A 23,961-nucleotide genomic window follows, 5' to 3' on the forward strand; every position below is an offset into this window, starting at 1 on the left:
GTTTCGTCCGGCGGGCCCCCCCCCGTGCGGCGTGCGCCTAACGACACCCGGGGGCCCCTGCCGCCCCCCGGGCGCATGGACCCACGCGTGCGTCCGGCCGTCGGCCGTCAGGCCGCGTCGTCCACGCCCTCCTCGCGGCGGATCATCCGCCACGCGGCGCGGCGGGCGCTGCGGTTGAGAGAGGACCTGGGCACCGGCGGACCGGCCGGCAACGCGGCATGGCAGGCATACTGCGACAGCGCGCCACCGCACTTTAGTTCCTCGAACCCGAACGCAGCGACGACGACCGCCGCCACGCCCGCCTCTACGGCTGGGACCGATGGTCCGACATCGCTGCGCACTACGCGACGTACCCCGACGATGCCCTCGACCTCTACGGCACCCGCCTGTGCTGCTACGCGGTCAAGCGCATCGCGTGGACGTGAGGAAGGAGGCGGGGAAAGTTCACCCTGTGCAGGCCGTGTGCTCGGAACACGGGCGTCTGGCTCTCACCGCTGCCTCCCGCCCGGGGTCTGCCGCGGGGCAGGTGGGTGATCGTCCGTCAAGCTCCGTTGTCAGTGCCTCCCCATAGTGTGGAGACATCACTCGGGGAGCCTCGGAGAAGGAGCAGAAACGTGTCCGCCAACAAGATCCAGCACAAGGTGAATCACGTCGCGCTGGTAGTGGACTGTTCGGGTTCCATGCATCAGCACCAGAGTCAACTCATCCGCGTCGTGGACGAGTTCGTGGCGGGCTTGAAGGCTGAGTCGGACAGCCTCGGTCATGAGACCCGGATCAGCCTCTACTCCTTCGACCATAAGGTGGAGAACCTGGTCTGGGACATGGACGTGAAGCATCTGCCGTCCATGCGGGGTCTGTACAAGGTCAACAATGGCGCTACGGCCCTCATCGAAGCCTCTCTGAAGTCCCTGGACGACCTGGGCCACATCTGGGAGGCGTACGGCGAGCACAGCTTCCTCCAGATCGTGGTGACGGACGGCGAGGAGAACGCCTCCGGCGGCGACAGACGGCACGACGGCGACATGGCCATCCTCGGCCCCTGGCTCGACAAGATCGCGGCGAAGATGGGTGCGCTTCCGGGCCACTGGACTTCCGCGATCCTCGTTCCGAACTCCCTGGCGAAGCGAACCGCCCAGAACTACGGCTTCCCGGCCGGAAACATCGCCATCTGGGATGCGGATTCCCAGGAGGGTGTCGAGGAGGCGATCGGTACCGTGCGCGCTGCCGCCACCAGCTTCCTCCGTGGCCGCGAGCAGGGCGTGCGCGGCACGAAGAACCTGTTCGCGGTCGGCCAGGACATATCGGTCGACGACGTGCGGGCGAACCTCGAACCGGTCCCGGCCGACAAGTATCGACTCCTGAAGGTCGACACGGAGGTCGAGATTCGATCCTTCGTTGATTCGCATCCGGGCGTGACGTACGAACGCGGGTCGTGTTACTACCAGCTGGGCACCCGGGTTCAGGTTCAGCCCGATAAGGAAGTCATCGTGGTCGAGAAGGACACTGATCGCGCATACACGGGCGACGCGGCACGCAGTCTTCTGTTCGGCACGGGTATCCAGGGGACCGTCTCCGTGAAGGCGGGGCGTAATCCCAAGTTGGAGGTATACGTGCAGAGTCGTTCGGTGAACAGAAAGCTCAAGCCGAAGACGCGTCTGCTCATCATGCTCTGAAATTCACGAGAAGGGCGTAGAGCAGGTGGTCCAGGACCAGTTGCGAAGGCCCGTTGGGCGGTGCCTCTATTCAGCATCCGGTCACCTTCAGCCGGTCCCTGACCCGCCACAGCCACCTGATGTCGCGTCCGAAGGACCAGATGAGCAGGGCCAGCGCAGAGAAGACCGCCGCGAACGCGGGCAGGCGCGGGACGAATCCGGCGCCGACCACCAGAAGCACGATCCCCTGCAGCGCTGCCACCGTCTTGCGGGCCATGCTCGGCGGCAGGGCTCCGTTCAGCCATGGCAGACCCCGGGCCGCCGCGACGAAGACGTAGCGCATCGTGCCGATCAGCAGGACCCACGGGCCCAGCGACGTGGCGACATAGACGCTGAGTACCAGTATCAGGAAGGCATCGACTTCCATGTCGAAGCGCGCGCCCAGGGGGGACGCCGTCCCGGTGCGGCGGGCGACCTTGCCGTCGACCGCGTCGAGTATCAGTGCCACTGTAGTGAGCGCGACCAGGATCGTGACCTGCGGCGGACTCTCGAAAGAGTCCGCGACCAGGGCGGTCACGCCCCCGACGAGCGTCGCCCGCGCCAGGGTGACGCGGTTGGCGGGCCCGAAGGAGCGGAGCCACGAGCGGTGCACGGCGCGCGTGAGCACGGCCCAGGTGACGAGCGCGAACGCCAGACCTGTCAGCCATCCCGCGGGCCCCAGGCCGATAGCCGTGCCGAGAAGGGTCAGCAGAAGTATCTGCGCTCCCGCTCCCGCGGCTGTCTCCTGGCTCAGCAGCCGCCTGTCATACGTGTTGTTCAGGGCCACCCTTGCCGCCCTCCGGCTGCGTGACAGAGTTCATGGCGCCGCGTACCGTGGCCGCGGCTTCTTAAAGATCAGTACGTCAGACGTCGCCCGATTGTTCAGGAGTACGCAGATGAAGCGCGCCGCCCGTGCCTTCTGGCTCGGCTCTCCCGGCCACGGCGAGATACGGGACGTCGATCTGCCGGAACCCGCCGCCGACGAGGTTGTGGTGCGCACCCTCTGTTCCGGTGTGAGCCGCGGAACGGAGACCCTCGTCTTCCGCGGCGGCGTACCGAAGAGCCAGCACACCGCGATGCGGGCGCCGTTCCAGGACGGCGAGTTCCCCGGGCCCGTCAAGTACGGCTATCTCAACGTCGGCCTGGTCGAAGAGGGGCCTCGGCACCTGCTCGGACGTACGGTGTTCTGCCTCTACCCGCACCAGACCCGCTACGTCGTTCCGGCGAGCGCCGTGACCCCCGTGCCGGACACCGTCCCCGCCTCGCGGGCCGTGCTGGCCGGGACGGTGGAGACCGCGGTGAACGCTCTGTGGGACGCCGCGCCCCTGGTCGGCGACCGGATCGCGGTGGTCGGGGCCGGCATGGTCGGCGCCGGCGTCGCCGCCGTCCTCGCCCGGTACCCCGCCGTCCGCGTGCAACTCGTCGACGCGGATCCCATGCGCGCCGGGATCGCCGGCGCGCTCGGCGTCGACTTCTCGCTCCCCGAGGACGCCGCGGGCGACTGCGATCTCGTCGTCCACGCCAGCGCCACCGAGGACGGGCTCGCGCGCTCACTGGAACTCCTCGCCCCGGAGGGGACGGTTGTCGAACTGAGCTGGTACGGCGATCGTCGGATCAGTCTGCCGCTGGGGGAGGCCTTCCACTCCCGCCGCCTGGTCGTGCGCAGCAGCCAGGTGGGGATGGTGTCCCCCTCACGGCGCTCCAACCGGACCTTCGCCGACCGTCTCGCGCTCGCGCTCGAACTGCTCGCCGACCCCGCCTTCGACGCGCTGATCACCGGCGAATGCGCCTTCGACGAACTGCCGGAGGTGCTGCCGAGGCTCGCCTCGGGGGAGCTCCCGGGGCTGTGCCACCGAGTTCTGTACGAAGCCGCTGCTGATCCGGCCTGAACAACGAGAACAGGCCAGCCGTACTACAGGGTCAGATGTGCTGCCACACCTGGAGGGTCATCCGTTGTTCAGCATCACTGTCCGCGACCACATCATGATCGCTCACAGCTTCCGTGGAGAGGTCTTCGGCCCCGCGCAGCGTCTGCACGGAGCGACGTTCCTTGTGGACGCCACCTTCCGCCGCACCGAGCTGGACGCCGACAACATCGTCGTCGACATCGGACTGGCCACGCGCGAACTCGGTTCCGTGGCCAGCGAGTTGAACTATCGCAATCTCGACGACGACCCCGACTTCGCCGGCACCAATACCAGTACGGAATTCCTGGCCAAGGTCATCGCCGACCGTCTCGCCGACCGGGTGCACTCAGGGGCTCTTGGCGAGGGCGCCCTCGGCCTGGCAGGCATCACGGTCACCCTGCACGAATCACATATCGCCTGGGCGAGTTACGAGCGCACCCTGTGAACCGCGCCGACGGGCCTTCGGTGCACTTCGTCATGCCCGGGGGCGTCGACGATCCGTCCGCGCCGAGTGGCGGCAATGTCTACGACCGCCGGGTGTGCCGCGAACTGCCCAGAATGGGCTGGCAGGTCCACGAGCACGCCGTCGCGGGCAGCTGGCCACAGCCCGAAGCGGCCGCTCGCGCCGAACTGGCCCGAGTCCTGGCGGCGTCGGCGGACGGAACCGTCGTCCTCCTCGACGGACTCGTCGCCTGCGCCGTTCCCGACATCGTCGTCCCCGAGGCCGAACGGCTGCGGCTGGCGGTGCTGGTGCACCTGCCGCTGGGCGACGAGAAAGGTCTCGCCCCCGCCCGGGCGGCGGCTCTGGACGCCTTGGAGCACGAAACTCTGCGCGCCGTTCCCGCGGTCGTGGCGACCAGCGAGTGGGCGGCCCGCAGGCTCGTGGCCCATCACGGCCTCACCGTCGGCCGGGTCCATGTCGCCGCCCCCGGCGCCGACATCGAGCCCCCGGCGCCCGGCACCGATGGTGCCTCGCGGCTGCTGTGTGTCGCCTCGGTGACACCGCGCAAGGGACAGTACCGGCTGGTGAAGGCACTCGCGGCCGTCGCGGACCTGCCCTGGGACTGTGTATGCGTCGGCGGCCTCGATCACGACCCCGGCTATGTCGCCGGGCTGAGGGAGCTGATCGAGAGGTACGGACTCGGCGACCGCGTGAGGCTGGTTGGACCCCAGGCCGGTGCGGAGCTCGACGCGAGCTACGCCGCCGCCGACCTCATGGTGCTCACCTCGTACGCCGAGACCTACGGCATGGCCGCGACCGAAGCGCTCGCGCGTGGCATCCCGGTGCTGGCGACTGCCGTTGGCGGTCTCCCGGAGGCCGTCGGGCGCGCGCCCGACGGCAGCGTGCCGGGCCTGCTCGTACCGTCGGAAGACCCGGCGGCAATCCCGGCGGCGCTGCGCCGCTGGTTCGGCGATCCCGCCCTGCGCCGTCGGTTGAAGGCGGCCGCACACGACCGGCGCACCGCACTGGACGGGTGGCAGACGACCTCGCGGAATCTGGCCGGTGCGCTGGAACAGCTCACACTCGAACCCAGGAGGGCCGCGTGAGTACGACCGACGCGCCTCGTTATGCCCCCGAGTGGCTGGAGTTGCGGGAGGGCGCCGACGCCGCCGCCCGCGCATCCGGACTCCTCGAACCGCTGCTCAGACACCTGAAGCGAGGAGATGCGGGGCTGGTGATCCGCGATCTCGGCTGCGGCACCGGCTCCATGGGACGCTGGCTGGCACCCCGGCTGAATGGCCCCCAGCACTGGATCCTGCACGACCGTGACCCCGCCCTGCTCGACCTGGCAGCCGTGCGGATGCCCCGTACGGCGGCTGACGGAAGCCGCGTGACGGTCGCCGCCGAACGCGGTGACATCGACCGCTTGACCGCGGACGACCTGGCCGGCACCTCGCTGTTGACGGCCTCCGCTCTGCTGGACGTGCTCACCCGCGACGAGGTGGACGGCCTCGCCAATGCCTGTGCGGGGGCCGGTTGCCCGGCACTGCTGGCGCTCTCCGTGGTCGGGAGGGTCAAGCTGACACCGGCCGAACCGCTGGATGCCGAGTTCGCCGCCGCTTTCAACGCCCACCAGCGCCGTAACGGCCTGGTCGGGCCCGACGCCGTCACGGCGGCTTCCGAGGCCTTCGCACGGCGAGGCGCGACGGTACGGGCGCACCCCAGCCCGTGGCGGCTCGGCGCGGATGAGGCCGCGCTGACGGCCCAGTGGCTACGGGGCTGGGTCGGCGCGGCCTGTGAGCAGCGCCCCGCCCTCGCGTCGCGCGCCGAGGCGTATCTGCGGCGCCGCCTGGCGGCGTGTGAGGCGGGCCAGTTGCGGGTGGTGGTGCACCACAGCGATCTGCTGGCACTGCCCCGGCCGGCGGGCGGGACCCCATGAGCGCGCAGACAGTTCGGGCCCGTCTCGGCGCGGTCGCCGGAGCCGGCATCCTCGTGCTGCTGGTGTGGCGGCTGGGCACCGGCGCCTTCCTGGACGGGCTGCGCAGGATTGACGCTCCCACCCTCTTGGCCGCTCTCGGCCTCGGCCTGCTCACCACTGTGTTCAGCGCCTGGCGTTGGTGCGTGGTGGCCCGCGGCCTGAGTATCCGGCTGCCGCTGGTCCGTGCCGTCGCCGACTACTACCGGGCGCTGTTCCTGAACGCGGCGCTGCCCGGCGGCGTACTCGGCGATGTACACCGCGCGGTGCGGCACGGGCAGGACACGCATGACGTCGGCCGGGGCGTGCGCGCGGTCGTCCTCGAACGGGCCGCGGGCCAGGTGGTCCTGATCACGATCGGTGTGACGGTCCTGCTCGCCCAGCCGTCCTCGGTCCTGGCGGAGATCCGCCACCTGACCGCCTCGCCGGGGACCGCTCTGGCTCTCGCCGTGGTGGGCGCCCTGACGATCGCGGTCACCGTCCGCCTCCGCGGGAAGCCAGGCACCTCGCGATGGCACCGCACGGTCCGAGCCGCGCTGGCCGAAGCGCGACTCGGACTGCTCGCCCGCAGAAGCTGGCCGGGAGTGGTGATCTCGTCCGTCGTGGTGCTGGCGGGGCACCTCAGCACGTTCCTTCTCGCCGCCCGGGCCGCAGGGTCAACGGCGCCGTTCGCCGAGCTGGTGCCCCTGATGGTGCTGGCCCTGCTAGCCATGGCGCTGCCGCTGAACGTCGGTGGCTGGGGGCCCAGGGAAGGCGTCACCGCGTGGGCCTTCGGCGCCGCCGGCCTGGGCGCGGCCCAGGGGCTGACCGTCGCCGTGGTCTATGGAGTGCTCACCTTCGCCGCGAGCCTGCCCGGTGCCGGGGTGCTCGCCGGCCAGTGGCTTGCCCGTCTGCGGCGTCCCCAACTCCAGCTCGAAGAGCGTGTCCTCGCCGAGGGCGGCGCGTCGCACCGGCGGGCGGAGCGCGTCCCGCATCACCGGCGTACCGGCGAAGCGGAGCCCCGGGACACCGTCGCCGAGCAGAACCGGTGCCACGGTGACGTAGAGCCGGTGCAGCGCCTTCTCGTGCAGGAAGCGTGACACGGTGATGCCGCCGCCCTCGATCAGTACCCGGCCCAGACCGTGCCGTGCGAGCGCCCGCACCAGGCGGTCCGGGGCGAACGCATCGCTGTCCGGCAGCGTCAGTACGTCAACGCCGTCGCCAACGGACTTGCTGCGCTCACCGTCCTCGCCCACCACCCACAGCGTCGGCGCTGATCCGTCGGTGAACACCCGGCGCCCCAGCGGTACACGGCCGTGCGGATCGAGGACGACGCGCACCGGGTTGGCCCCGGGGCAGGCACGCACCGTCAGTTGCGGGTCGTCCGCGACCGCTGTGCCCGCCCCGACGACCACCGCGTCGGCGAGCGCACGCAGGCGGTGCAGATGAAGGCGGTCCTCCTCGCCCGTGACGTAGTCGGCGTCTCCGGTACGCGTCGCTATGAAACCGTCCAGGCTCTGTCCGAGTTGGGCGAACGTGACGTGCGGACCGGCCAGGCACAGCGGCAGATAGCGGTCGGCGAGAATGTCCGCGTCTGGCGAGGCGTCCTGCTTCCAGCACAGGCCGCCGTCCGGGCTCCGGACAAGGCCGGCGGCCTCGGCGTCCGCCTGGGACCGGATGCCGCGCAGCCGCTCCCAGGCTTCCGCCGCGTCGAGTACACCGCTGCGGCCGGTCATCTCGTCTCCTGCCGGGTGAGCAGTGAGACGTACTCACCGAAGGATTCGACCAGTGCGGCCAGAAGTTCTTTTCCCTTATCGGCGGACGCCATTGACGGACGGCCGATGACACCGGACTTGGTGTAGGCCGTCATACCCAGAGTGAGTAGATGCTTGCGGTCGTCGACCAGGAAATCGGAGGTTTCATAACCGGGGCGGACGAGTTCGGGATGGGCGTGCAACAGGATGGACGTCTCCACTTCACCCGCGTGCATATCGCTGTGGGACGGGGTCTGCACACCTGCCCTGGCTCGTGCCACATCCCAGTCCGCCGAACCCGGAAAAAGCGCCATACGGATACCGCTGCCCGCGGATTCCTGAACCACGTTGCGCAGTACGTAATTTCCTCCGTGCCCATTGACAAGAACCAGGGAACCGACTCCGGACCGGCGGAGCGAGTCGGCGATGTCCCGTACGACGGCGTGGAGGGTCGCAGCGGAAATGCTGACGGTCCCCGGCCAGTCCGCATGCTCGTGCGAGCAGGAGATCGTGAGAGGAGGAAGGTGGTGAACCGGATGGGCCGCGGCGATCTCCCGGGCGATGGTGCAGGCGACGACCGTGTCGGTCACCAGGGGAAGAAACGCACCGTGCTGCTCGAAGCTGCCTATGGGAAGGATGGCGACATCGGCCTGCCTGGTCCGCACGTCCTCCGTGGAGTCCCAAGGCAACAGGCCCGATGCCTGTGGCGTTTGTGAACCACTCATTGTTTTAGGGCCTTTCGTTGTTCGCTCGGCGCGCTCGTGGTCGAACGCGATGAAACGGGCGGCCAGTTGATGTTTCTTCGTCATTTTCGCTCACGCTGCCGTGAGCTTGCCAGATAGGATCGGGGTCATGACAGAAAGTGATGGCGTGCTCGGTGGGAGTGTTCGTCCATCAGGTGCCGAACGAGTGGTGGATGTCCGACTGTCCACCATGCACGGCGATTTCCTCGCCGTAGGCTACCTGGACCGCGAAAGCGGGGACGAACAAATGGTGCTGGTCTACGGCGATGCCGAGAAAGAGGGAGCACTTACCCGCGTGCATTCGGAGTGTCTGACCGGAGATGTCTTCGGGTCCAAGCACTGTGAATGCGGCGATCAGCTGTCCGCCGCACTGCACGCCATCGTGACGGAAGGGCGCGGCATTCTCGTCTACCTCCGGGGTCACGAGGGGCGCGGGATTGGTCTGCTGGCCAAGCTGAGGGCCATGAAGCTCCAGGCGGAGGGGCTGGACACGGTCGAGGCGAATCTCGCCCTCGGGTTCCCGGCCGACGCCCGCGACTACCGGGTGGCGGCGGAGATCCTGCACGACCTCGGTGTGCAATCCGTGCGGCTGCTGTCGAACAACCCGCTCAAGCGCGAAGCCCTGCTGCGGTACGGCGTCAAAGTCACCGAGCAGGTTCCGCTGCTGATACCGCCGCGCGAAGAGAACATCTCGTACCTGTGGACCAAGCGGGACCGCCTCGATCACTACCTGCCGCACTTGGACGGCGCGGCCGATTAGGCGCTCCGAGGGTGGTAATCGGGAGGACGGCACGCCTTAACGGAGTGCGGTGGCGGGTGGGTTGCCGAGGACGCGCGTGCACAGGAGACTGCCTGGGGCGAGGTCGTGCACGGCAGAACGCGGCCTGTCCCGAACGGAGTTGCTCAGGCCGGGGTGAGAGTACGGCCACCGGTGTCCACACGTCCCGCGTCGATCAACCACGCCAACGCCTCACGCACGGCCTGCAGAGAGGAGTATCGAGGGGCGTAGCCGAGCAGCTGACGGGCGCGGTCGATACTGACGTTGCTGCTGTGGGTGATGTGGTCGTACGTCACCTGGGCGACCTGCTCTTCCACGTTGGCTGCCCACTGCGCGTACGGCGCGAACCCGAGCCGGACCGGCTGGCCGAACCAGCCCGCGACGGCTTCCGCGTAACCGCGAAGTGTCAAAGCCCGTTCCGAGCAGGCGTGAAAGGCCCGGCCCACTGAAGCGGTGGGGTCGTGCAGCGCCAGCTCGAATGCCTGCGCCACGTCGTCCGCATGCACGTGGTGCAGTGTTTCGAGGCCGGCGTTGGGTAGCAGAAGTTCTTCACCGCGGGCGAGCACACCGAATACGTCGAGATCGAGGTTGCCCGCAGGATTGATGGGAACCCATCCCGGCCCGCTGATGTGCCCGGGATGCAGCACAGTGGTGGGCGTTCCCCCCAGGGCGGACTGCCGCAGCAGATATTCCTCCACGGCCACCTTGTTCACCCCGTAGTCGCCGAAGGGCTTCCGCGGTGCGTCTTCGGTGATCGGGACTTCGACCGGCGTCCCATGCACCCACACCGTGCCGCAGTGCACCAGGTGCCCGGTGACGCCTCGGAGGGCTTTGGCGAGTTGCCGGGCGCTGTCGGGCGTGAAGCACACCATGTCGATGACCGCGTCCGCTTCGAAGGAGGCGATCCGCTTGCCGAAGACTCCGGTGGCGTCCTCGATATCCCTGTCCTCGTGCACCCGGCGCACCTGCTGCCAGGCGGCGTCCTGGTGGTACGGCTTGCTGGGCCCGCGGGTGACAACGGTCACGTCGTGGCCGCGCCGCACCAACCGCGGCACGAGGTAGCTGCCGACATGTCCAGTTCCGCCGATGAGCACAACGCGCATGGTGCCTTCTCCTACGACCGGTCCCTGCACCACCGATGGAACGCAGATAGTCAGTGGCCCCACGCGGTATCCTACTTCGCTCGCTGCTCTGTACGACCGGGGAGGCGAACGGAGCTGTACGCCGGGTGGGTGGGAAGTCCACCGGCATCCGGCACCCCGCTCCCCGTCTCTTGCTGTGGCGAAGTCACGCCGACTGCGGCACCTCAGTTTGTCGGCCCCGCGGCCACATGCCAAGGAGATCGGGAGAGTCCACTCCCCGGCACTCCCGCCGCCACCCCGCACGGCTACCTGGTCAATCGATATCGACGACCCCGAGAGGGTGCCGTCGGCTCCACGATCCCGTCTGCTCACGCCATCTGACGGCGCACCAGTTCGTGAAGCGCGCCGTCCGGATTCGCGAGCAGGTCAGCCGGCCGGCCCTGTTCCACGACTCGGCCGTCCGACATCACGATCACCCGGTCGGCGTCCATCACCGTCGACAGCCGGTGGGCGATCACCACACGGCTGGCGCTCAGTTGGCGCGTGGACTCGATCACGATGCGCTGGGTCTCGTTGTCCAGCGCGCTGGTCGCCTCGTCGAAGAAGAGGATGCGCGGGCGCCGGATCAGGGCCTGGGCGATCATCAGGCGCTGGCGCTGGCCGCCCGAGATCGCCCCGCCGGCCGAGATCATGGTGTGCAGACCCATCGGCATGCGCTTGATGTCCTCGGCCAGGCCCGCCATCTCGGCTGCCTCCCACGCCTCTTCCTGGGTGAAGGCCTCGGCGCCGCAGATGCAGTCCAGGATCGAGCCGGTCAGCGGCTGTGCGTTCTGCAGGACGACACCGCACTGGCGGCGGACGGCAGCCTGGTCCAGGGCGGAGAGGTCCTGGCCGTCGTACAGGACGCTGCCCGAGGCCGGTTTGTCGAAGCCGATGAGGAGGCGCAGAAGCGTCGACTTGCCGCATCCGCTGGGGCCGACGATCGCCACGAACTCGCCCGGCCGCACCTGGAGAGACACGTCGTCGAGGACCAGGGGGCCGTCGTCGGAGTAGCGGAAGGAGAGCTTCCTGGCCTCCATCGCGCCGGTCAGAACGCCGGGCTGGGCGCTGGCGCCGCGGACCTCAGGGGCCTCGTCGAAGACCGGCTTGATCTGTTCGAACATGGGCAGGACGGCGGCGGCCGAGACCAGCGCCCCGGAGACCTGTGTGACGGAGGTCAGCAGCATGGTCACGGAGGTGTTGAAGGTCAGGAACTCGCCCGCCGACATGCTGCCGCGGGCAGGGCCGGCCAGCAGCATGAACATGGTGAGCGAACACAGCGGCAGATAGACCGCGTCGAGGACCGTGGTCAGGTTCTTGATCCGGCCGGCGCGCTGCTGCAGTTCTCGGGAGCGGGCGAACTCCCGCGCCCAGGCGGCGTACGCGAAGCTCTCCGCCGCGGCGACGCGCAGCTTGGGCAGCCCGCGCAGGGTCTGGAATGCCTGGTTGTTGAGCTTGTTGCCGAGCTCGACGAGCTGCCGCTGCCACCGCAGCTGCCACAGGCCCATCCCGAGGAACACAGCTCCGATGAGGATCAGCATGGCCATCGCGGCGAGCGCCAGCGGAACGCTGTAGCAGAGCAGCAGTACGAGGTTCATCGCGCCGACCGTGCTCGCCTGCACGGCGACGGGACCGATGCCTGACAGCACCCGGCGAATGGCACTGATGCCCATCGCCGCACTGGCCAGCTCTCCGGTCGAGCGCTCGGTGAAGAACCTTGTCGGCAGCCGCAACAGCCGGTCCCACACGGCCGGTTGCAGTGCGCTCTCGATACGCCCCTCCATCCGCAGAATGGTGAGGTTCTGCAGCAGCATGAAAGCCGCGGAGACGACGCCGGCGATCATGACCGCGAGTGCGACCTGGACGATGAGGTTCCGCTCGGCCGTCGGCACGTACACGCCGAGCACCTGGCCGGTCGCGATCGGCACCAGCGCGCCGAGACCCACCGTCACCAGCCCGGCGAGCGCCAGATTACGCAGGTCCATGCGGGTGTCTCGCATGCTGAAGCGCAGCAGCCGCCAGGCGGTCATGGGCCGTTCGGGCAGCGGGCGGTAGAACATCACGGCGCGCGGTTCGAGTTCCTCCGCGGTGTTCCTGTCGATGCGTATGCGCAGTCCGGAGGCCGGGTTCACCGCTTCGTACCGGCCGCGACGCCACAGCAGCGCGATCGGGGCTCCCGACTTGGCCCAATGGCCCACCAGAGGCCCGGTGTTCGTACGCCACCAGCGACCGTCGAGCTTGACCGCGCGGGTACGGATCCGCGAGCCGACCGCTATCCGCTCGACCGGACTGATGCGATCGCCCACCGCACCGCTCTTCGACGGCTCCAAGAGCGTGATCCCGGCGGCCTCCGCGACCCGTCGGCAGACGGCGAACGTCGCGTCGTCGGTCGCCACGTCAGCGCCGGTGTATGCCCGGCCGGCCCGTTCCGGCCTGCCGATGGAGGCCAGCAGTGCCTGGTCGGCCCGGGCGCGGACGGCTTCGCCCGCCTTGATGCCGGCGGCCGTCCGGTCCTCGTGCGCGCGCTCCAGCTCTTCGATCCAGCGGTCCACCGCGGACAGCAGCCGGTACTGCTGGTTGACCATCTGCTGCCACAGCGCGGCGTCGACCAGCAGGTCGCCGGCCGCCTCCGCGCTGTACGCGGCGCCGTACTGGACGGAGCCGGGGGAGACCGGCATCCACAGGATGTCGTCGTCGGTCACAGCACCGTCGGTCGCCGGCCGGCCGTCCAGCGGAGCCTGGAACAGGACGCCGAGGCCCCGCCCGGTGCCGAGAGCGAAGGCGTACTCCAGCGGACTCGGCGCCTCATAGCCGGTGTTGTACGTCCATTGTCCGGTGTCGTACGACCCCTGGCCGGTCTCGTTCATCCCCTGGCCGATGTCGTACATCCCTTGTCCGGTGTCGTACGTCCCGTACTCGGTCTCGTACGTCCCGTACTCCGGCCGATACAGCTCCCGCAGCGGGATCCGGCGCAGCTGACAGTCCTGCGAAGGCCTGCCGAGCAGAGTGTGCCGCGGGCCGTCCACCGGGCCGAGCAGCAGCGTGCCCGCTTCGAGACGGCCGAGGAAGTGCCAGTGCCCCTGCTGGGCGGCGTCGACCGCGAAGAGATCCAGCGCCCCGCCGACGACGAGCCACAGCACCTGCGGCCCCTCCAGCGCCAGGCTGCGCAGCCCGGCGCAGTCGACGGGCGCGCCGAGGCCGCCCAGCGCGTGGGTCACCGCGTCGATCTCGCCCGGTCCCGCGACCGCGGACGGGTGAACGGATGCCACGTCAGTGCTCCTTGACCAGCTCGGCGTACGGACCCCCGGCGGCGACCAGCTGCTCGTGCCTGCCGCGTTCGACGACCGAACCATGGTCGAGCACCACGATCTCGTCGCTGTCGCGCACCGTGCTCAGCCGGTGGGCGATCACGACGCACGCGCAGCCGCGCCGCCGCAGATTGTCGATGATGACCTGTTCGGTCTGTGCGTCCAGGGCGCTGGTGACCTCGTCGAGCACGAGGATGCTCGGCCGCCTGACCAGCGCTCGCGCGATCTCCAGCCGCTGGCGCTGACCGCCGGAGAAGTTGCGGCCGTCCTGCTCGACCCGGCTGTGGATGCCGTCGGGCCGCCGGGCGATCACGTCGTCGTAGAGCGCCGCGTCCTTCAGCGCGGTGACGACGGCCTCGTCCGGTATCGACGGGTCCCACAGCGCCACGTTGTCCCGGACGGTGCCTTCGAAGAGGAAGACGTCCTGGTCGACGAAGGAGACCGAGGCGGCCAGCGCGCTGCGCGGAATGTCCTCCAGGCGCTGCCCGTCGATGCGGATCGTCCCCTCCCACGGGCTGTAGAGGCCGGAGATCAGTCGGGAGACGGTGGACTTGCCGCTGCCCGACCCGCCGACGAGCGCCACCTGCTGCCCAGGTCCCACCGTCAGCGAGAAACCGCTGAGCAGCGGCTTGTCCAGCGGGCTGTAGCCGAAGGTGATGTTCTCCAGCGTCACATGGCCCTTGAGCCTGCGGGTGCTCGCGTCCTGCTCGCGGCGCGAGTACAGCGCGTCGACGGGAAAGTTCTCGACATCCTTGAGCCGGGCCACGTCGGCGGCGAAGTCCTGAATCCTGCCCGCCACCCCGTTCAGCCGGGTGATCGGCGCGGTGAAGCGCGTGACCAGCGCCTGGAAGGCGACGAGCAGACCGATCGAGATATGGCCCTCCACCGCCCGCAGTCCGCCGATCCAGAGGATCAGCGCGCTGTTGAGCGTCGCGAGGGTGGGCGCGACGACGGCGAGGGCGGCGCTCGGCACACCGAGCCGCTGCTGTACCTCCAGAGTGGTCGCGTGCTGCCCCGCCCAGCGCCGGAAGTACCCGTTCTCACCGCCGGTGGCCTTCATGGTCTCGATCAGCTGAAGACCGGTGTACGAGGTGTTGGTGAGCCGGGCGCTGTCCGCGCGCAGCTTCTGGGTGTTGGTGGCCCGCAGCCTGATCACGATGCGCATCGCGACCACATTGCCCAGGGCGATCAGCACGCCGATGACAGTGAGTTGAGGGTCGTACGTCCACAGCAGTACGGCGTAGAGGATGACGACGACGCCGTCCACGCCCGCGGCGGCGAGGTCCCGCGCCAGCGTCTCGGCGACCGCGTCGTTGGACTGGAGCCGCTGCACCAGATCGGCCGGACTGCGCTGGGCGAAGAACGTGACCGGCAGCCTCAGCAGATGCCGCAGGAAACGGGCGCTGCTGAGCGTGGACGAGATGATGCGGCCGCGCAGCAGGTTCGCCTGTTGCAGGCCGGTGAGCACGGCGGTGAGCGCAACCATCGCGGCCATCGACGCGAACAGGGGGCCCAGCAGCGAGGTCTGATTGCCGATCAGGAACATGTCGATATACGTACGGCTGAGCGCCGGCATCGCGGCGCCGACCGCGACGAGCAGCAGGCTGGCGAGCAGAGCCGCCAGCAGAGTGCCCGCCGTACCGCGCAGCCGCGGGGGCACGGCGCCCATGATCCCCGGCTTACGGCCGCCCCGGCGGAAGCTGTCGGAGGGCTCGAAGATCAGCGCGACGCCGGTGAAGCTGGTGTCGAAGTCCTCCGTCGCCACAAAGCGGCGGCCCTTGTCGGGGTCGTTGATGTGCACGCCCCGGCGGCCGAACCGGCGTCCTATGCCGTCGTAGACGACATAGTGGTTGAACTCCCAGAACAGGATCGCCGGCGCTCGCATCTCGGCCAGCGCCGCCGGCTCCATCTGCATGCCCTTGGCCTGCAGACCGTAACTGCGCGCCGCTTTGAGCAGGTTGCTGGCGCGCGAGCCGTCGCGGGAGACACCGCACGCGATACGCAGCTCCTCGAGCGGCACATGCTTCCCGTAGTGCGCGAGCACCATGGCGAGCGAGGCGGCGCCGCACTCCAGCGCCTCCATCTGGAGGACGGTGGGGGTGCGAACGGTCTTCTGCTTCTTGGCCTTGGGGGGCGGGCCGGCGCGGCGCGAGCCGCGCCGGGGGGCCGGCGCTCCCTGCGGGCGATGGCGTCGGCGGCCGCCCGCCGGTGGCAACTGCTGCTGCGGTGCCGCGGAGTCGTTCGGCGCGGTCACGGCAGGAGCCAATCGATCGGATGCTGCTCGGACAGCCGGATGGCGCCGGTGGCCAGGGTCATGGAGTCGACGGCGTACGGCGGACCGTCCGCGGACGACCAGGTGTAGCCGGACTTGGTGCGCGAGGACGGGTCGAGCCGCACCAGGACCGCCACGGGCTGGCCCTTCGTCGAGAAGTGCTCGCCCAGCTGGCTGCTGCCGAGGAAGCCGGTGATCTTCTGGCGGGTCTGGGCGGTCCGCCCGACGGCCTTCACCCGGCCGCGCAGTACTCCGTACTGCTGTGTGGGCACCGACTGGACGGTGATATCGACCGAAGCGCCCACGGGCACCGTCGATCCGCTGTCGGCGGGCACATACAGGACGGCCATCAGGGGGTCGTCCGTCTTGTCGATCCTCTCCACTGCCGCCACATCCGCTCCGGTCGTGACCACGGAGCCGATCGTCGCGACTAGTGCGGTCAGCCGGCCTGCGGCGATCGTACGGACGACGGTGCTGCCCTCGGCGGTACGGACCTTCACCAGGGGAGCGTTGGCGGAAACCCTCGCGCCCTCCTCGGCGAGCACATCCGTGACCTGGCCCGCGACGGGGCTCTGCAGGACGTAACTGCCCTGGGCGTGGGTGAGGATTCCGGGCGCGCCGAGTGTGGAGGTCAGGGTGCCGGTGACCGCCCAGGCGGACGCGGCGATCATGACGACGACCGTGACGGCCAGGACGAGCCACCCCTGGGGGCGGGCGAAACGCACCGGCAGATCGATTTCTTCCGGCGATTGCAGCTTGGAAAGGGCCTGTTGGCGGAACTGCACGACACTCTTCCCTCAACTGCGATGGTGCTGGCGGGGATTCGGCGCGGCTCGCGTGACGGACGCGCCGGGCGGCGGCCGTATGCCCCGGACCCTGGGACGGATCCGGGGCATACGACCCGGCCGGTCGGCAAGGAAGGGAAGCCGACGAGCCGTAGTCACCGCTTGGTGATGCGCCGCTGAGCGGCACACGACCGGCTCAGAGACCGGCGACCAGGCCCGTGACGCCGGCGGTGTTCAGGCCGGTGAGGCCCTCGGCGGTGCCGACCAGGGAGCCGACGGTGCCGGACGCGGCACCAACGACGCCGGAGACCGGGACGACGGAGTCAACGGTGCCGAGCACGGCGCCGCTGGCCTGGCTCACGAGGCCGCCGGACACGTTGTCCAGGTCGCTGTCGGAGATTTCCTGGGTCTGAACCTGGGGGGTGGAGTTCATGAGGGGGTCCCTTCGCATGGATATCTCGAATGCTGCGACTGAGTCTTACGTCTCCCGCAGTGCGAAGGATCAAAGCACGCAGGCGTGTTGCGCAGCCAATCGGACAGCCGCCGACGCGGTCGAAAGGCGGCCGTTGAATTACCTGACGTGCAGGTGTGTCCATGGCTTGGTGGCATCTTCTTCACATGGTGAGCCACCGCAACTTCGGTGAGTCGACGCCCAGTTGGCCAGGAACTGGACATTACCGCATCAAAGGACGGACTGGCTGGTCGGGGCGGGAGGTCCGCGGGGAGGCGATGTGACGGCTGCGCATTCGGTGTGCAGATCCCCTGAAGAACGCAACCTCGTTTCAGGTGGTGTACGCACAGCATGCGTCCATGCGTGGGGAGTGTTTCCGGGGCGTGCTCAGAGGGTGTTGGGCCGGGCTTAAGAATGCGGCATTACCGGGGGAAACAGCCCGGCAGCTCTGAGAAGCGAAGATAACCGCATAACGGAGATGCGCCGGATACGAGGGGAATGGTCGATTACCTGCGGATACCTCGGCCTTTGGCGTCACTCGGGGCCGGCGCTCCCCTTGTCGTGTCCTGCCTCGCTCGTGCGGTAGCGCACCTCGCGGGAAGGCGCGGCTGGTATCGACACCTCACCTCGCGGAAAGGCGCGGCTGGTATCGACACCTCACCTCGCGGGAAGGCGGCTGGTATCGGACACCGTCGTTGTCCACGAGAACGGGAGACACCCGTCCGGCCCTCGTTGTCCCTTGTGATAGTGAGAACCATCGAAACGCGTGGGACATGACGGGGGTCAGAGCCGTTTCGCTGAAGCGGCAACAAGGTTCGCCGCGCCCGCACCGTTCCCCGCATGATCAGGCACCGACGTAGGTACTTGGCAGATCGAGAGCCCTGGAGGATTCATGTCGCAGCAGGTCATGGACGTCACGCACCGGTTGGTCTCCTCGCCCGCAGGCCGGATCCACCTGGTGGAGCAGGGCACCGGGCCGCTGGTGTTGCTCGTGCACGGCTTCCCGGAGTCCTGGTATTCCTGGCGTCACCAGCTGCCGGCACTGGCCGCTGCCGGGTACCGCGCGGTCGCCGTCGACGTCCGCGGCTACGGCCGGTCCTCCAAGCCGGCTCGCACGGACGCGTACCGGATGCTCGAGTTGGTGGAGGACAACGCCGCGGTGGTGCACGCCCTGGGAGAACAGTCCGCGGTGATCGTCGGCCACGACTGGGGGTCGGCCATCGCCGCCAACTCCGCCCTGGTCAGGCCGGACGTCTTCAGCGCGGTCGGGCTGCTCAGTGTTCCCTACGCCCCGCGCGGCGGCCCGAGGCCCAGCGAGGTCTTCGCGCGGATGGGCGGGGAAGAGGAGTTCTACATCTCCTACTTCCAGGAGCCCGGTCGCGCCGAGGCAGAGATCGAGCCGGACGTGCGCGGCTGGCTCGCGGGGGGCTACGCCGCCCTCTCCGCCGACACCATGCCCGCACCCGGCGCACCCGCCCCGCACTTCGTCAGCCGCGGCGGGACGATGCGCGACCGCTTCCCCGTCGGTAGGCTGCCCGCCTGGCTCAGTGAGAACGACCTGGACCTCTACGCCGGGGAGTTCGAGCGAACCGGCATGAGCGGGCCACTCAACCGCTACCGGAACATGGACCGCGACTGGGAAGACCTCGCCGACTTCGACGGCGCCCCCGTCACCCAGCCGTCCCTGTTCATCGGCGGCAGCCTGGACGCTTCCACCACCTGGATGGCCGACGCGATCAAGGCATATCCCACCACACTGCCCGGCCTGGTCTCCTCCCACATCCTCGACGGCTGCGGCCACTGGATCCAGCAAGAGCGCCCGGCCGAGACCAACCGGCTCCTGACCGACTGGCTCGCCTCCCTGCCCGCCTGAACCTCCCCATGGTGCCCGAGAAGCGGGGCTGGAAGATCGATGCGGAACGGCTGGGCCGCCGACCGTCTGGCCGAGCTCGTTGGTGACGACCTCGAAGCGCGCGTGGTGTGGTCGGAGGACCCGCGCCTCACTCCGCACCCTGACCCTATGGGGTTCTGACTAGTAGGCCCTTGCCGCACGGCGCCGACCCGGCCGAGGCGGGATACCTGGCCAGGCCGGCGCTCTGATCAGCGGTTACGGAGCGCAGGATCCCTGTCCGGCGGTCGCTCCGACGCAGCGGAACAGCGTGGGGTTGATTTCGGACGGCGGCTTCCAGATCTTGGTGGCCTGCTCGAAGTCGTAGGCGAAGCTGAGCAGCTTGGCGTCCGAGTAGGCGGTCCCGATGAACTCCAGACCCTCTGGACGCAGGTTGCCCGGCGTGTATCCGGCCTGCACCATGACGGCCGGGTAGGCAGCGCGGGTGACGATCGTGTTTCCGCTCTGGCCCGCGAACACCACCGCCTGCAGCTGGTTGGCCTGCAGCACGCCGTCGATCCGGGAACGGGCCTCGGCCACACCGGCCGCCCGGTTGGCTTCGAACGCCGCCTTGGTCTCCGGGTCGTCGAGGTTGATGGCCTCGGCGCCCTCAAGCAGGGTCTGGCCGAACTTCAACGCCACGTCCGCGTGCGCCTTGTTGTAGGCGATGACGTCTGCCAGCGAGCGGACGTGGTCGCTGGGCGGCAGCTTGCTCAGGTAGCTGTTCAGGCCCTGCTTGAACTCGTAGTCCCAGACGCGTGTCGGCAGGTTGTTGGCGTTCAGGTCGACCTGGACGAGCGTCGCACCCTGGTCGCGCAGCGCCTGCAAGGCGGCGTCGTAGATCGGGTCCGGGGCGCTGGCCGGGACGTACCCGATGCGGGCGCCCTGCAGCGCGGTGGTCGACAGCGCCTTGGTGTAGTCGGTGGTGTCGTAGGAGCCGGCGGACGAGGTCGCAGGGTCGTTCGGGTCGACGCCGGTAGTCATTGCGGTGAGCATCGCCGCGGCGTCCCACACCGTGTGCGTGATCGGTCCGGTCGTGTCGTTGGTGGCCGAGATCGGCACCACGCCGCTGCGGCTGAGCAGGCCGACCGTGGGGCGGACACCGACGTCCGACATGACGTGCGACGGTTGCAGGATTGAGCCACCCGTGTCGGACCCGACCGTGCCGGCGGCCATGCCCACGGCCATCGCGGCGCCCGAGCCGGAGCTGGAGCCGCCCGGGTTGAGCGACGCGTCGTACGGGTTGAGCACCTGCCCGCCGGCCGAGCTGTACCCGTTCGGCGCGCCCGACGTCGTGTAGTAGGCGAACTCGGCCAGGTTCGTCTTGCCGAGGATGATCGCCCCGGCGGCCTTGAGCTGCTTGATGACGGGGGCGTCGTCGCTCGGGTAGGAATTCGCCAGCGCGACCGAGCCCGCCGTCGTCGGCATGCCCTTGACATCGATGTTGTCCTTGACCAGCACCGGGATGCCCATCATCGGACCAAGGTCGACGCGCTTCGCCCGCTGCACGTCGATCTTCTGGGCGTCACGCCGCCAACTCGGGTTGATGGCCCGCACCGCGTTGAGACCCGGGCCCCTCGAATTCAACTGGCCAATGCGATCCAGATACAGCTCGCCCAGCTTCACCGCGCTCAACTGCCTGCTCCCCAGCACGTCGTGCAGTTGCTGGATCGTTGCGGTCTCCAGGTTCAGCGAGACCGGTGCCTTCGACGTTTCCGCACGTGCGATGGTGCTTTCGGCCATTCCCGACGAGGCCCAGGCGACCGCGCCAAGGGCCAGCACGAGTGCGACAGCCCGGCGGCGGGGCGTGAGCCTGTGACTGAGTGACAAGGTGGTGTTAATCGAGTACTCCATGAGAGAAAGGTGGCAGCTGGGTGCTGATGGTCATCCGTCCTTGTGCCGATGAGATTGCGCCGCCAAGTCGGTGATGTAAAAGGGTGTAGCGGCCACGAAGCGAAATTGCGTGCCCGTTCACATGAGCCCGCGCGGCTCTCTCTCGCATGCTCACCGCGCCGAGAGAGAAGATCGTCCCCTGCGGGATCTCTGCAGATCGATGCCGAGCACCAGCTCGTCGCCGAACGCCTGGCGCAGGCCGCTGGCCGCGATGGCCGGTCTGGGTTGTGTGACGTCAGTCGGTGAGGTCGTGCCGCAGAGCTTGCGGCCGACGGGCTTTAACGCTGTTTCAGCGCGGTTTCACCGGCGGGTGGGGGCGACAGCCAAGGCCCCCGCCGACTGCCCGACGGGGCCCTTTACGCGCTTGGCTGCTACAGGTGTGGCCTGATCTCGCCGTTTCGGTTGGGGGGTGATGAGGCGTCGCTGAGGCCAACTGTTGGGGGACCGACGCGATTTCGGTGCTTGGGCATGGCGGAGTCCCGGCGCGGTGGTCGGGTTCTCCAGGTCCTTCGAGTCGTGGTGGTCAGGGGTTTGCCGGTCAGCCGGCCGGGCGGGGCAGCGCGGCGAGGCGAGGCAAGGCGATGGAAGGCTGTGGCGAGTTCGTGTCTCCAGGGCCAGGTCGCCGATATCCGCAGGCGGAGGCGGCGGCCGCCGCGGGTGAGGCGTGCGGCGAAGTGCAGCAGCCGGTAGCGGAGCGCTTCTTCGGCTCGGCAGCCGCGAGTTCGCCGTCCAGCAGCAGGACGCGCATCCAGGCCAGCAGATCGACCGCCGTGAGGCTGAGTTCGAGCCAGGCGGCGTTGACGGCCCGGCGCCTGCAGGTGCCTCTTACTCCAGGTGAGGTGGGAATCGACGTGGTCTGGCGCATCCAATCTCCGGCCGCGCCTTGATGAAGCCCCGGTGTCACCGTCCGGCCGTCAGTCCGCCCGCCGCGAGTCGGTCGCTCACATCGTTCACGAGCCCCTTGCCGAGGTCTTTCGCCCGCGTCAGCGAGTGCTCGAAGGCAGTGAGACGGCGGAAGGTTTCGGCATACCCGGCTTGCTCGTCCAAGGGGAGCTGCAGCACATGGAGGCGCCTGATATCGACCCGGGAGGAACTGGAAGCGTGCGTGCCCGCCTGGCGGCCGTTGGCGGGTGCGCGTAGGCAGCCGGCAAGGAAGTGGGCATCGAGCTTCTCCGGGTCCACTTGGAGGGCGTAGAGCTGAGGGCCAAGGGCGATCGGCGGACCTTCGTGCACCCATGCCTTGAAGGCACGGACCACGCCGGCGACGACGACGTCACCCTCCTCGGCCACGGTCTGGACCACGTCGGGAGCGAGCAGCGCGCTCGGGGCGCCGTTCATCAGCAGGTCGGGAACGGTGAGCAGCGGCACACCGGCGTCGCGGTCCGGCGTTGTGGTGGTTGTGGTGGTCGTGCTGTCCGAGGGCTGCTGTCCGGCGCGCAGTGTGAGGGCGCCGGCTTTGACGAGGTCTCCCACCGTGGCTGTCGTTCGTGGTTCGCCATCCGCGAAGTCGAGCTTCGAAAGGTGCTGCACCAGGTTGCCCAGTTCGGTCAGCGAACCGGCCAACTCTTCCCACGATGCGGCGAGTTCGACGCCCGACGGTTCGGTGCTCGATGCGGTGTAGCGGCCCGGGGTGACGTCGACCTCGTCATCCAACAGGTCGAGGAGGGGGACGCGTACGGCGCCTTCGGGTAGTGGGCGTTCCGGCTTGTCGAGCTCCGCCACGGCGGAGAGGACGAAGGTGGCGAGAGCTTCCCAGTCGGGACCCGGCTCGCGTGCCCCGGCGAACCTTGTCGCGTCGACCAGGAGCGCGTCCTGACTGGCCGGCCCCGCGGCAGAACCCTCGGGAGCGGCCCGCAGAACCCACAGTTGGAGCGACACGCTGTGAGGCTGCGCGCACCCCGGCGGCAGCGCCACGACCGCCCGCAGTAGTCCCGTCCGCAGCAGCGAGCCCCGGATGCGGCGGCCGGCCTTGCGGGAGGCGACGGCCGGCGGGAGGACGACGACGGCGGTGCCGCCGGGCCGCAGATGCGTCAGCAGGTGCTGCACCCAGGCGAGTTCGGGCTCGGTGCGCGGGGGCAGTCCATGGGCCCAGCGCTGGTCGGTGGCGAGTTCCTCGTAGCCCCAGTCTCGTTCGTTGAACGGCGGGTTGCACAAGGCGATGTCTGCCCCCAGGTGGGGGAAGGGATCATCCCGCAAGGCGTCGGCCGTGGCGATCTCCACGCGCACGCCCCGGCCTTCGGTCGTGAAACCGAGCCGGGCGGAGGCAAGGGCGGCGAGAGCCGGGTCCCGTTCACAGCCCAGCAGGCTCAGGTCCGAACCGTCGTACTCCTGCGCGGCCGCGGCCGTAAGGTGCCCCGTGCCGCACGCCGGGTCGAGGACGGTGAGCCCTCCGTCGTCCTTCCCGAGCCGGGTGCCGAGCGCGATCCGGGCCATCAGCGCGGCCAGTTGGGGAGGTGTGGTGCTGAGCTGTCGTACGTGGGTGTCCAGCCAGCGCTGGAGCAGGAACTCGAACGTCTCCCGTGGGCCTTCGCTCCGCCCGAGCCGCGCAGCCTCGCCGATCAGCTCACGGGCCTCGTGGGACAGGTCCGGTGCAGCAATCCGGGCTCTTGGTGCACGCATCCGGCGCGCCGACTCGGCGATGGCGAGCCCCGACTCGTCCCTGCTGCCGAGCGCCTCGAACCGCGGCCAGAGGAATTCGCGGCCGCCGACGTCCTTGAGCTTGTCGTTGTCCCTCAGCCACTGTTCGACTTCGGCGAGTGAGAACTGAGGGCTGACGTCGGTGCCACCGATACGGGACGGGAACGAGTCGTGGCGGCGGCGCCAGTTGCTTACCGCCGCGCGTCCCACACCCGCGATCCGAGCGATCTCGGCCAGGCTGACCGGTACGGCGTTGGCTGTGCTCATCGAGGGGTCTCCGGGGGTCCTTGGCGGGCTGGGCTGGAAGGCGTCCCAGCAGCCGTAGTGCAGATCACGC

18 protein-coding genes and 2 pseudogenes are annotated in these 23,961 nt (G+C 69.1%); 8 read left to right on the forward strand and 12 right to left on the reverse strand.

Annotated features, from left to right (window positions below):
- Positions 1-107: 107 nt before the first annotated feature.
- The gene (locus tag ACWDO5_RS20645) at positions 108-296 is read right to left on the reverse strand and encodes a hypothetical protein (protein ID WP_450531785.1); all 189 of its coding nucleotides are present in this window, start codon (positions 294-296) and stop codon (positions 108-110) included.
- A 318-nt stretch (positions 297-614) separates the two neighbouring features.
- Between ACWDO5_RS20645 and ACWDO5_RS20650 the strand changes: the two genes are divergently transcribed.
- On the forward strand, positions 615-1,673 hold the full coding sequence (locus tag ACWDO5_RS20650; RefSeq protein ID WP_362681348.1) for a vWA domain-containing protein: 1,059 nt from the start codon (positions 615-617) through the stop codon (positions 1,671-1,673).
- A gap of 70 nt (positions 1,674-1,743) precedes the next feature.
- Here the strand turns inward: ACWDO5_RS20650 and ACWDO5_RS20655 are convergent, their stop codons facing one another.
- Positions 1,744-2,478, reverse strand: coding sequence for a CDP-alcohol phosphatidyltransferase family protein (locus ACWDO5_RS20655; RefSeq protein ID WP_450531786.1), 735 nt, complete (start codon positions 2,476-2,478; stop codon positions 1,744-1,746).
- Between the two features lie 109 nt (positions 2,479-2,587).
- Between ACWDO5_RS20655 and ACWDO5_RS20660 the strand changes: the two genes are divergently transcribed.
- From ACWDO5_RS20660 to ACWDO5_RS20680, 5 genes are all read left to right on the forward strand, one after another.
- Entirely contained in the window at positions 2,588-3,580 is a 993-nt protein-coding gene (locus ACWDO5_RS20660) for a zinc-dependent alcohol dehydrogenase (protein WP_450531787.1), read from the forward strand.
- A gap of 64 nt (positions 3,581-3,644) precedes the next feature.
- Complete coding sequence (locus ACWDO5_RS20665; RefSeq protein WP_450531788.1) at positions 3,645-4,043, forward strand: 6-pyruvoyl trahydropterin synthase family protein; 399 nt, start codon at positions 3,645-3,647, stop codon at positions 4,041-4,043.
- A gap of 32 nt (positions 4,044-4,075) precedes the next feature.
- Positions 4,076-5,146, forward strand: a complete 1,071-nt coding sequence (locus tag ACWDO5_RS20670) for a glycosyltransferase family 4 protein (RefSeq protein WP_450531809.1) — start codon at positions 4,076-4,078, stop codon at positions 5,144-5,146.
- Positions 5,143-5,979: a class I SAM-dependent methyltransferase gene (locus ACWDO5_RS20675; protein ID WP_450531789.1), complete on the forward strand. Its 837-nt coding sequence runs from the start codon at positions 5,143-5,145 to the stop codon at positions 5,977-5,979. The genes ACWDO5_RS20670 and ACWDO5_RS20675 overlap by 4 nt, the downstream gene beginning before the upstream one ends.
- On the forward strand, positions 5,976-7,094 hold the full coding sequence (locus tag ACWDO5_RS20680) for a lysylphosphatidylglycerol synthase transmembrane domain-containing protein (RefSeq protein ID WP_450531790.1): 1,119 nt from the start codon (positions 5,976-5,978) through the stop codon (positions 7,092-7,094). Before ACWDO5_RS20675 ends, ACWDO5_RS20680 begins: the two co-directional genes overlap by 4 nt.
- On the opposite strand, the pseudogene ACWDO5_RS20685 reads toward ACWDO5_RS20680, so the two are convergent.
- Positions 7,083-7,730 (reverse strand): annotated as a pseudogene (locus ACWDO5_RS20685) (RibD family protein); the annotation flags it as partial. The gene ACWDO5_RS20680 and the pseudogene ACWDO5_RS20685 sit on opposite strands and share 12 nt — an antisense overlap.
- The gene (locus tag ACWDO5_RS20690) at positions 7,727-8,473 is read right to left on the reverse strand and encodes a creatininase family protein (protein WP_450531810.1); all 747 of its coding nucleotides are present in this window, start codon (positions 8,471-8,473) and stop codon (positions 7,727-7,729) included. The gene ACWDO5_RS20690 and the pseudogene ACWDO5_RS20685, both read right to left, overlap by 4 nt.
- Positions 8,474-8,600: 127 nt before the next feature.
- Here ACWDO5_RS20690 and ribA point away from each other — a divergent pair, with 127 nt between their 5' ends.
- Positions 8,601-9,251, forward strand: a complete 651-nt coding sequence (ribA, locus tag ACWDO5_RS20695; RefSeq protein ID WP_450531791.1) for a GTP cyclohydrolase II — start codon at positions 8,601-8,603, stop codon at positions 9,249-9,251.
- Positions 9,252-9,394: 143 nt separating this feature from the next.
- Here ribA and ACWDO5_RS20700 read toward each other — a convergent pair whose 3' ends face one another.
- The 5 genes from ACWDO5_RS20700 to ACWDO5_RS20720 form a co-directional block, all read right to left on the reverse strand.
- Complete coding sequence (locus ACWDO5_RS20700; protein ID WP_450531792.1) at positions 9,395-10,372, reverse strand: NAD-dependent epimerase/dehydratase family protein; 978 nt, start codon at positions 10,370-10,372, stop codon at positions 9,395-9,397.
- Positions 10,373-10,719: 347 nt separating this feature from the next.
- Positions 10,720-13,659 (reverse strand): NHLP bacteriocin export ABC transporter permease/ATPase subunit, encoded by a 2,940-nt coding sequence (locus tag ACWDO5_RS20705; RefSeq protein ID WP_450531793.1) that lies wholly within the window; start codon positions 13,657-13,659, stop codon positions 10,720-10,722.
- A 1-nt stretch (position 13,660) separates the two neighbouring features.
- Positions 13,661-15,952: an NHLP family bacteriocin export ABC transporter peptidase/permease/ATPase subunit gene (locus ACWDO5_RS20710; protein WP_450531794.1), complete on the reverse strand. Its 2,292-nt coding sequence runs from the start codon at positions 15,950-15,952 to the stop codon at positions 13,661-13,663.
- The gene (locus ACWDO5_RS20715; protein WP_450531795.1) at positions 15,949-16,755 is read right to left on the reverse strand and encodes a hypothetical protein; all 807 of its coding nucleotides are present in this window, start codon (positions 16,753-16,755) and stop codon (positions 15,949-15,951) included. Before ACWDO5_RS20715 ends, ACWDO5_RS20710 begins: the two co-directional genes overlap by 4 nt.
- A 196-nt stretch (positions 16,756-16,951) precedes the next feature.
- Positions 16,952-17,188 carry a type A2 lantipeptide gene (locus ACWDO5_RS20720; RefSeq protein ID WP_450531796.1) on the reverse strand — a complete coding sequence of 79 codons (237 nt, stop codon included), beginning with the start codon at positions 17,186-17,188 and terminating at the stop codon, positions 16,952-16,954.
- 910 nt (positions 17,189-18,098) lie between these two features.
- Here ACWDO5_RS20720 and ACWDO5_RS20725 point away from each other — a divergent pair.
- Entirely contained in the window at positions 18,099-19,079 is a 981-nt protein-coding gene (locus tag ACWDO5_RS20725; protein ID WP_450531797.1) for an alpha/beta fold hydrolase, read from the forward strand.
- Between the two features lie 234 nt (positions 19,080-19,313).
- Here ACWDO5_RS20725 and ACWDO5_RS20730 read toward each other — a convergent pair whose 3' ends face one another.
- The 3 genes and pseudogenes from ACWDO5_RS20730 to ACWDO5_RS20740 all read right to left on the reverse strand — a co-directional run bounded on the left by ACWDO5_RS20730 (position 19,314) and on the right by ACWDO5_RS20740 (position 23,891).
- Positions 19,314-20,948 (reverse strand): amidase family protein, encoded by a 1,635-nt coding sequence (locus ACWDO5_RS20730; RefSeq protein ID WP_450531798.1) that lies wholly within the window; start codon positions 20,946-20,948, stop codon positions 19,314-19,316.
- A 602-nt stretch (positions 20,949-21,550) separates the two neighbouring features.
- A pseudogene (locus ACWDO5_RS20735) lies at positions 21,551-21,792 on the reverse strand (transposase); the annotation flags it as partial.
- A gap of 95 nt (positions 21,793-21,887) precedes the next feature.
- Entirely contained in the window at positions 21,888-23,891 is a 2,004-nt protein-coding gene (locus ACWDO5_RS20740; protein ID WP_450531799.1) for an N-6 DNA methylase, read from the reverse strand.
- Between the last annotated feature and the right edge of the window lie 70 nt (positions 23,892-23,961).

Source organism: Streptomyces sp. NPDC000880 (genome assembly GCF_053599675.1).

Excerpts from the sequence above, each read along its gene's own strand:
- ACWDO5_RS20660 (WP_450531787.1), top strand. The coding sequence starts at position 2,588 with ATGAAGCGCGCCGCCCGTGCCTTCTGGCTCGGCTCTCCCGGCCACGGC.
- ACWDO5_RS20670 (WP_450531809.1), top strand. The coding sequence starts at position 4,076 with ATGCCCGGGGGCGTCGACGATCCGTCCGCGCCGAGTGGCGGCAATGTC.
- ACWDO5_RS20680 (WP_450531790.1), top strand. The coding sequence starts at position 5,976 with ATGAGCGCGCAGACAGTTCGGGCCCGTCTCGGCGCGGTCGCCGGAGCC.
- ACWDO5_RS20690 (WP_450531810.1), bottom strand. The coding sequence starts at position 8,473 with ATGAGTGGTTCACAAACGCCACAGGCATCGGGCCTGTTGCCTTGGGAC.
- ribA (WP_450531791.1), top strand. The coding sequence starts at position 8,601 with ATGACAGAAAGTGATGGCGTGCTCGGTGGGAGTGTTCGTCCATCAGGT.
- ACWDO5_RS20700 (WP_450531792.1), bottom strand. The coding sequence starts at position 10,372 with ATGCGCGTTGTGCTCATCGGCGGAACTGGACATGTCGGCAGCTACCTC.
- ACWDO5_RS20720 (WP_450531796.1), bottom strand. The coding sequence starts at position 17,188 with ATGAACTCCACCCCCCAGGTTCAGACCCAGGAAATCTCCGACAGCGAC.
- ACWDO5_RS20725 (WP_450531797.1), top strand. The coding sequence starts at position 18,099 with ATGTCGCAGCAGGTCATGGACGTCACGCACCGGTTGGTCTCCTCGCCC.
- ACWDO5_RS20730 (WP_450531798.1), bottom strand. The coding sequence starts at position 20,948 with ATGGAGTACTCGATTAACACCACCTTGTCACTCAGTCACAGGCTCACG.
- ACWDO5_RS20740 (WP_450531799.1), bottom strand. The coding sequence starts at position 23,891 with ATGAGCACAGCCAACGCCGTACCGGTCAGCCTGGCCGAGATCGCTCGG.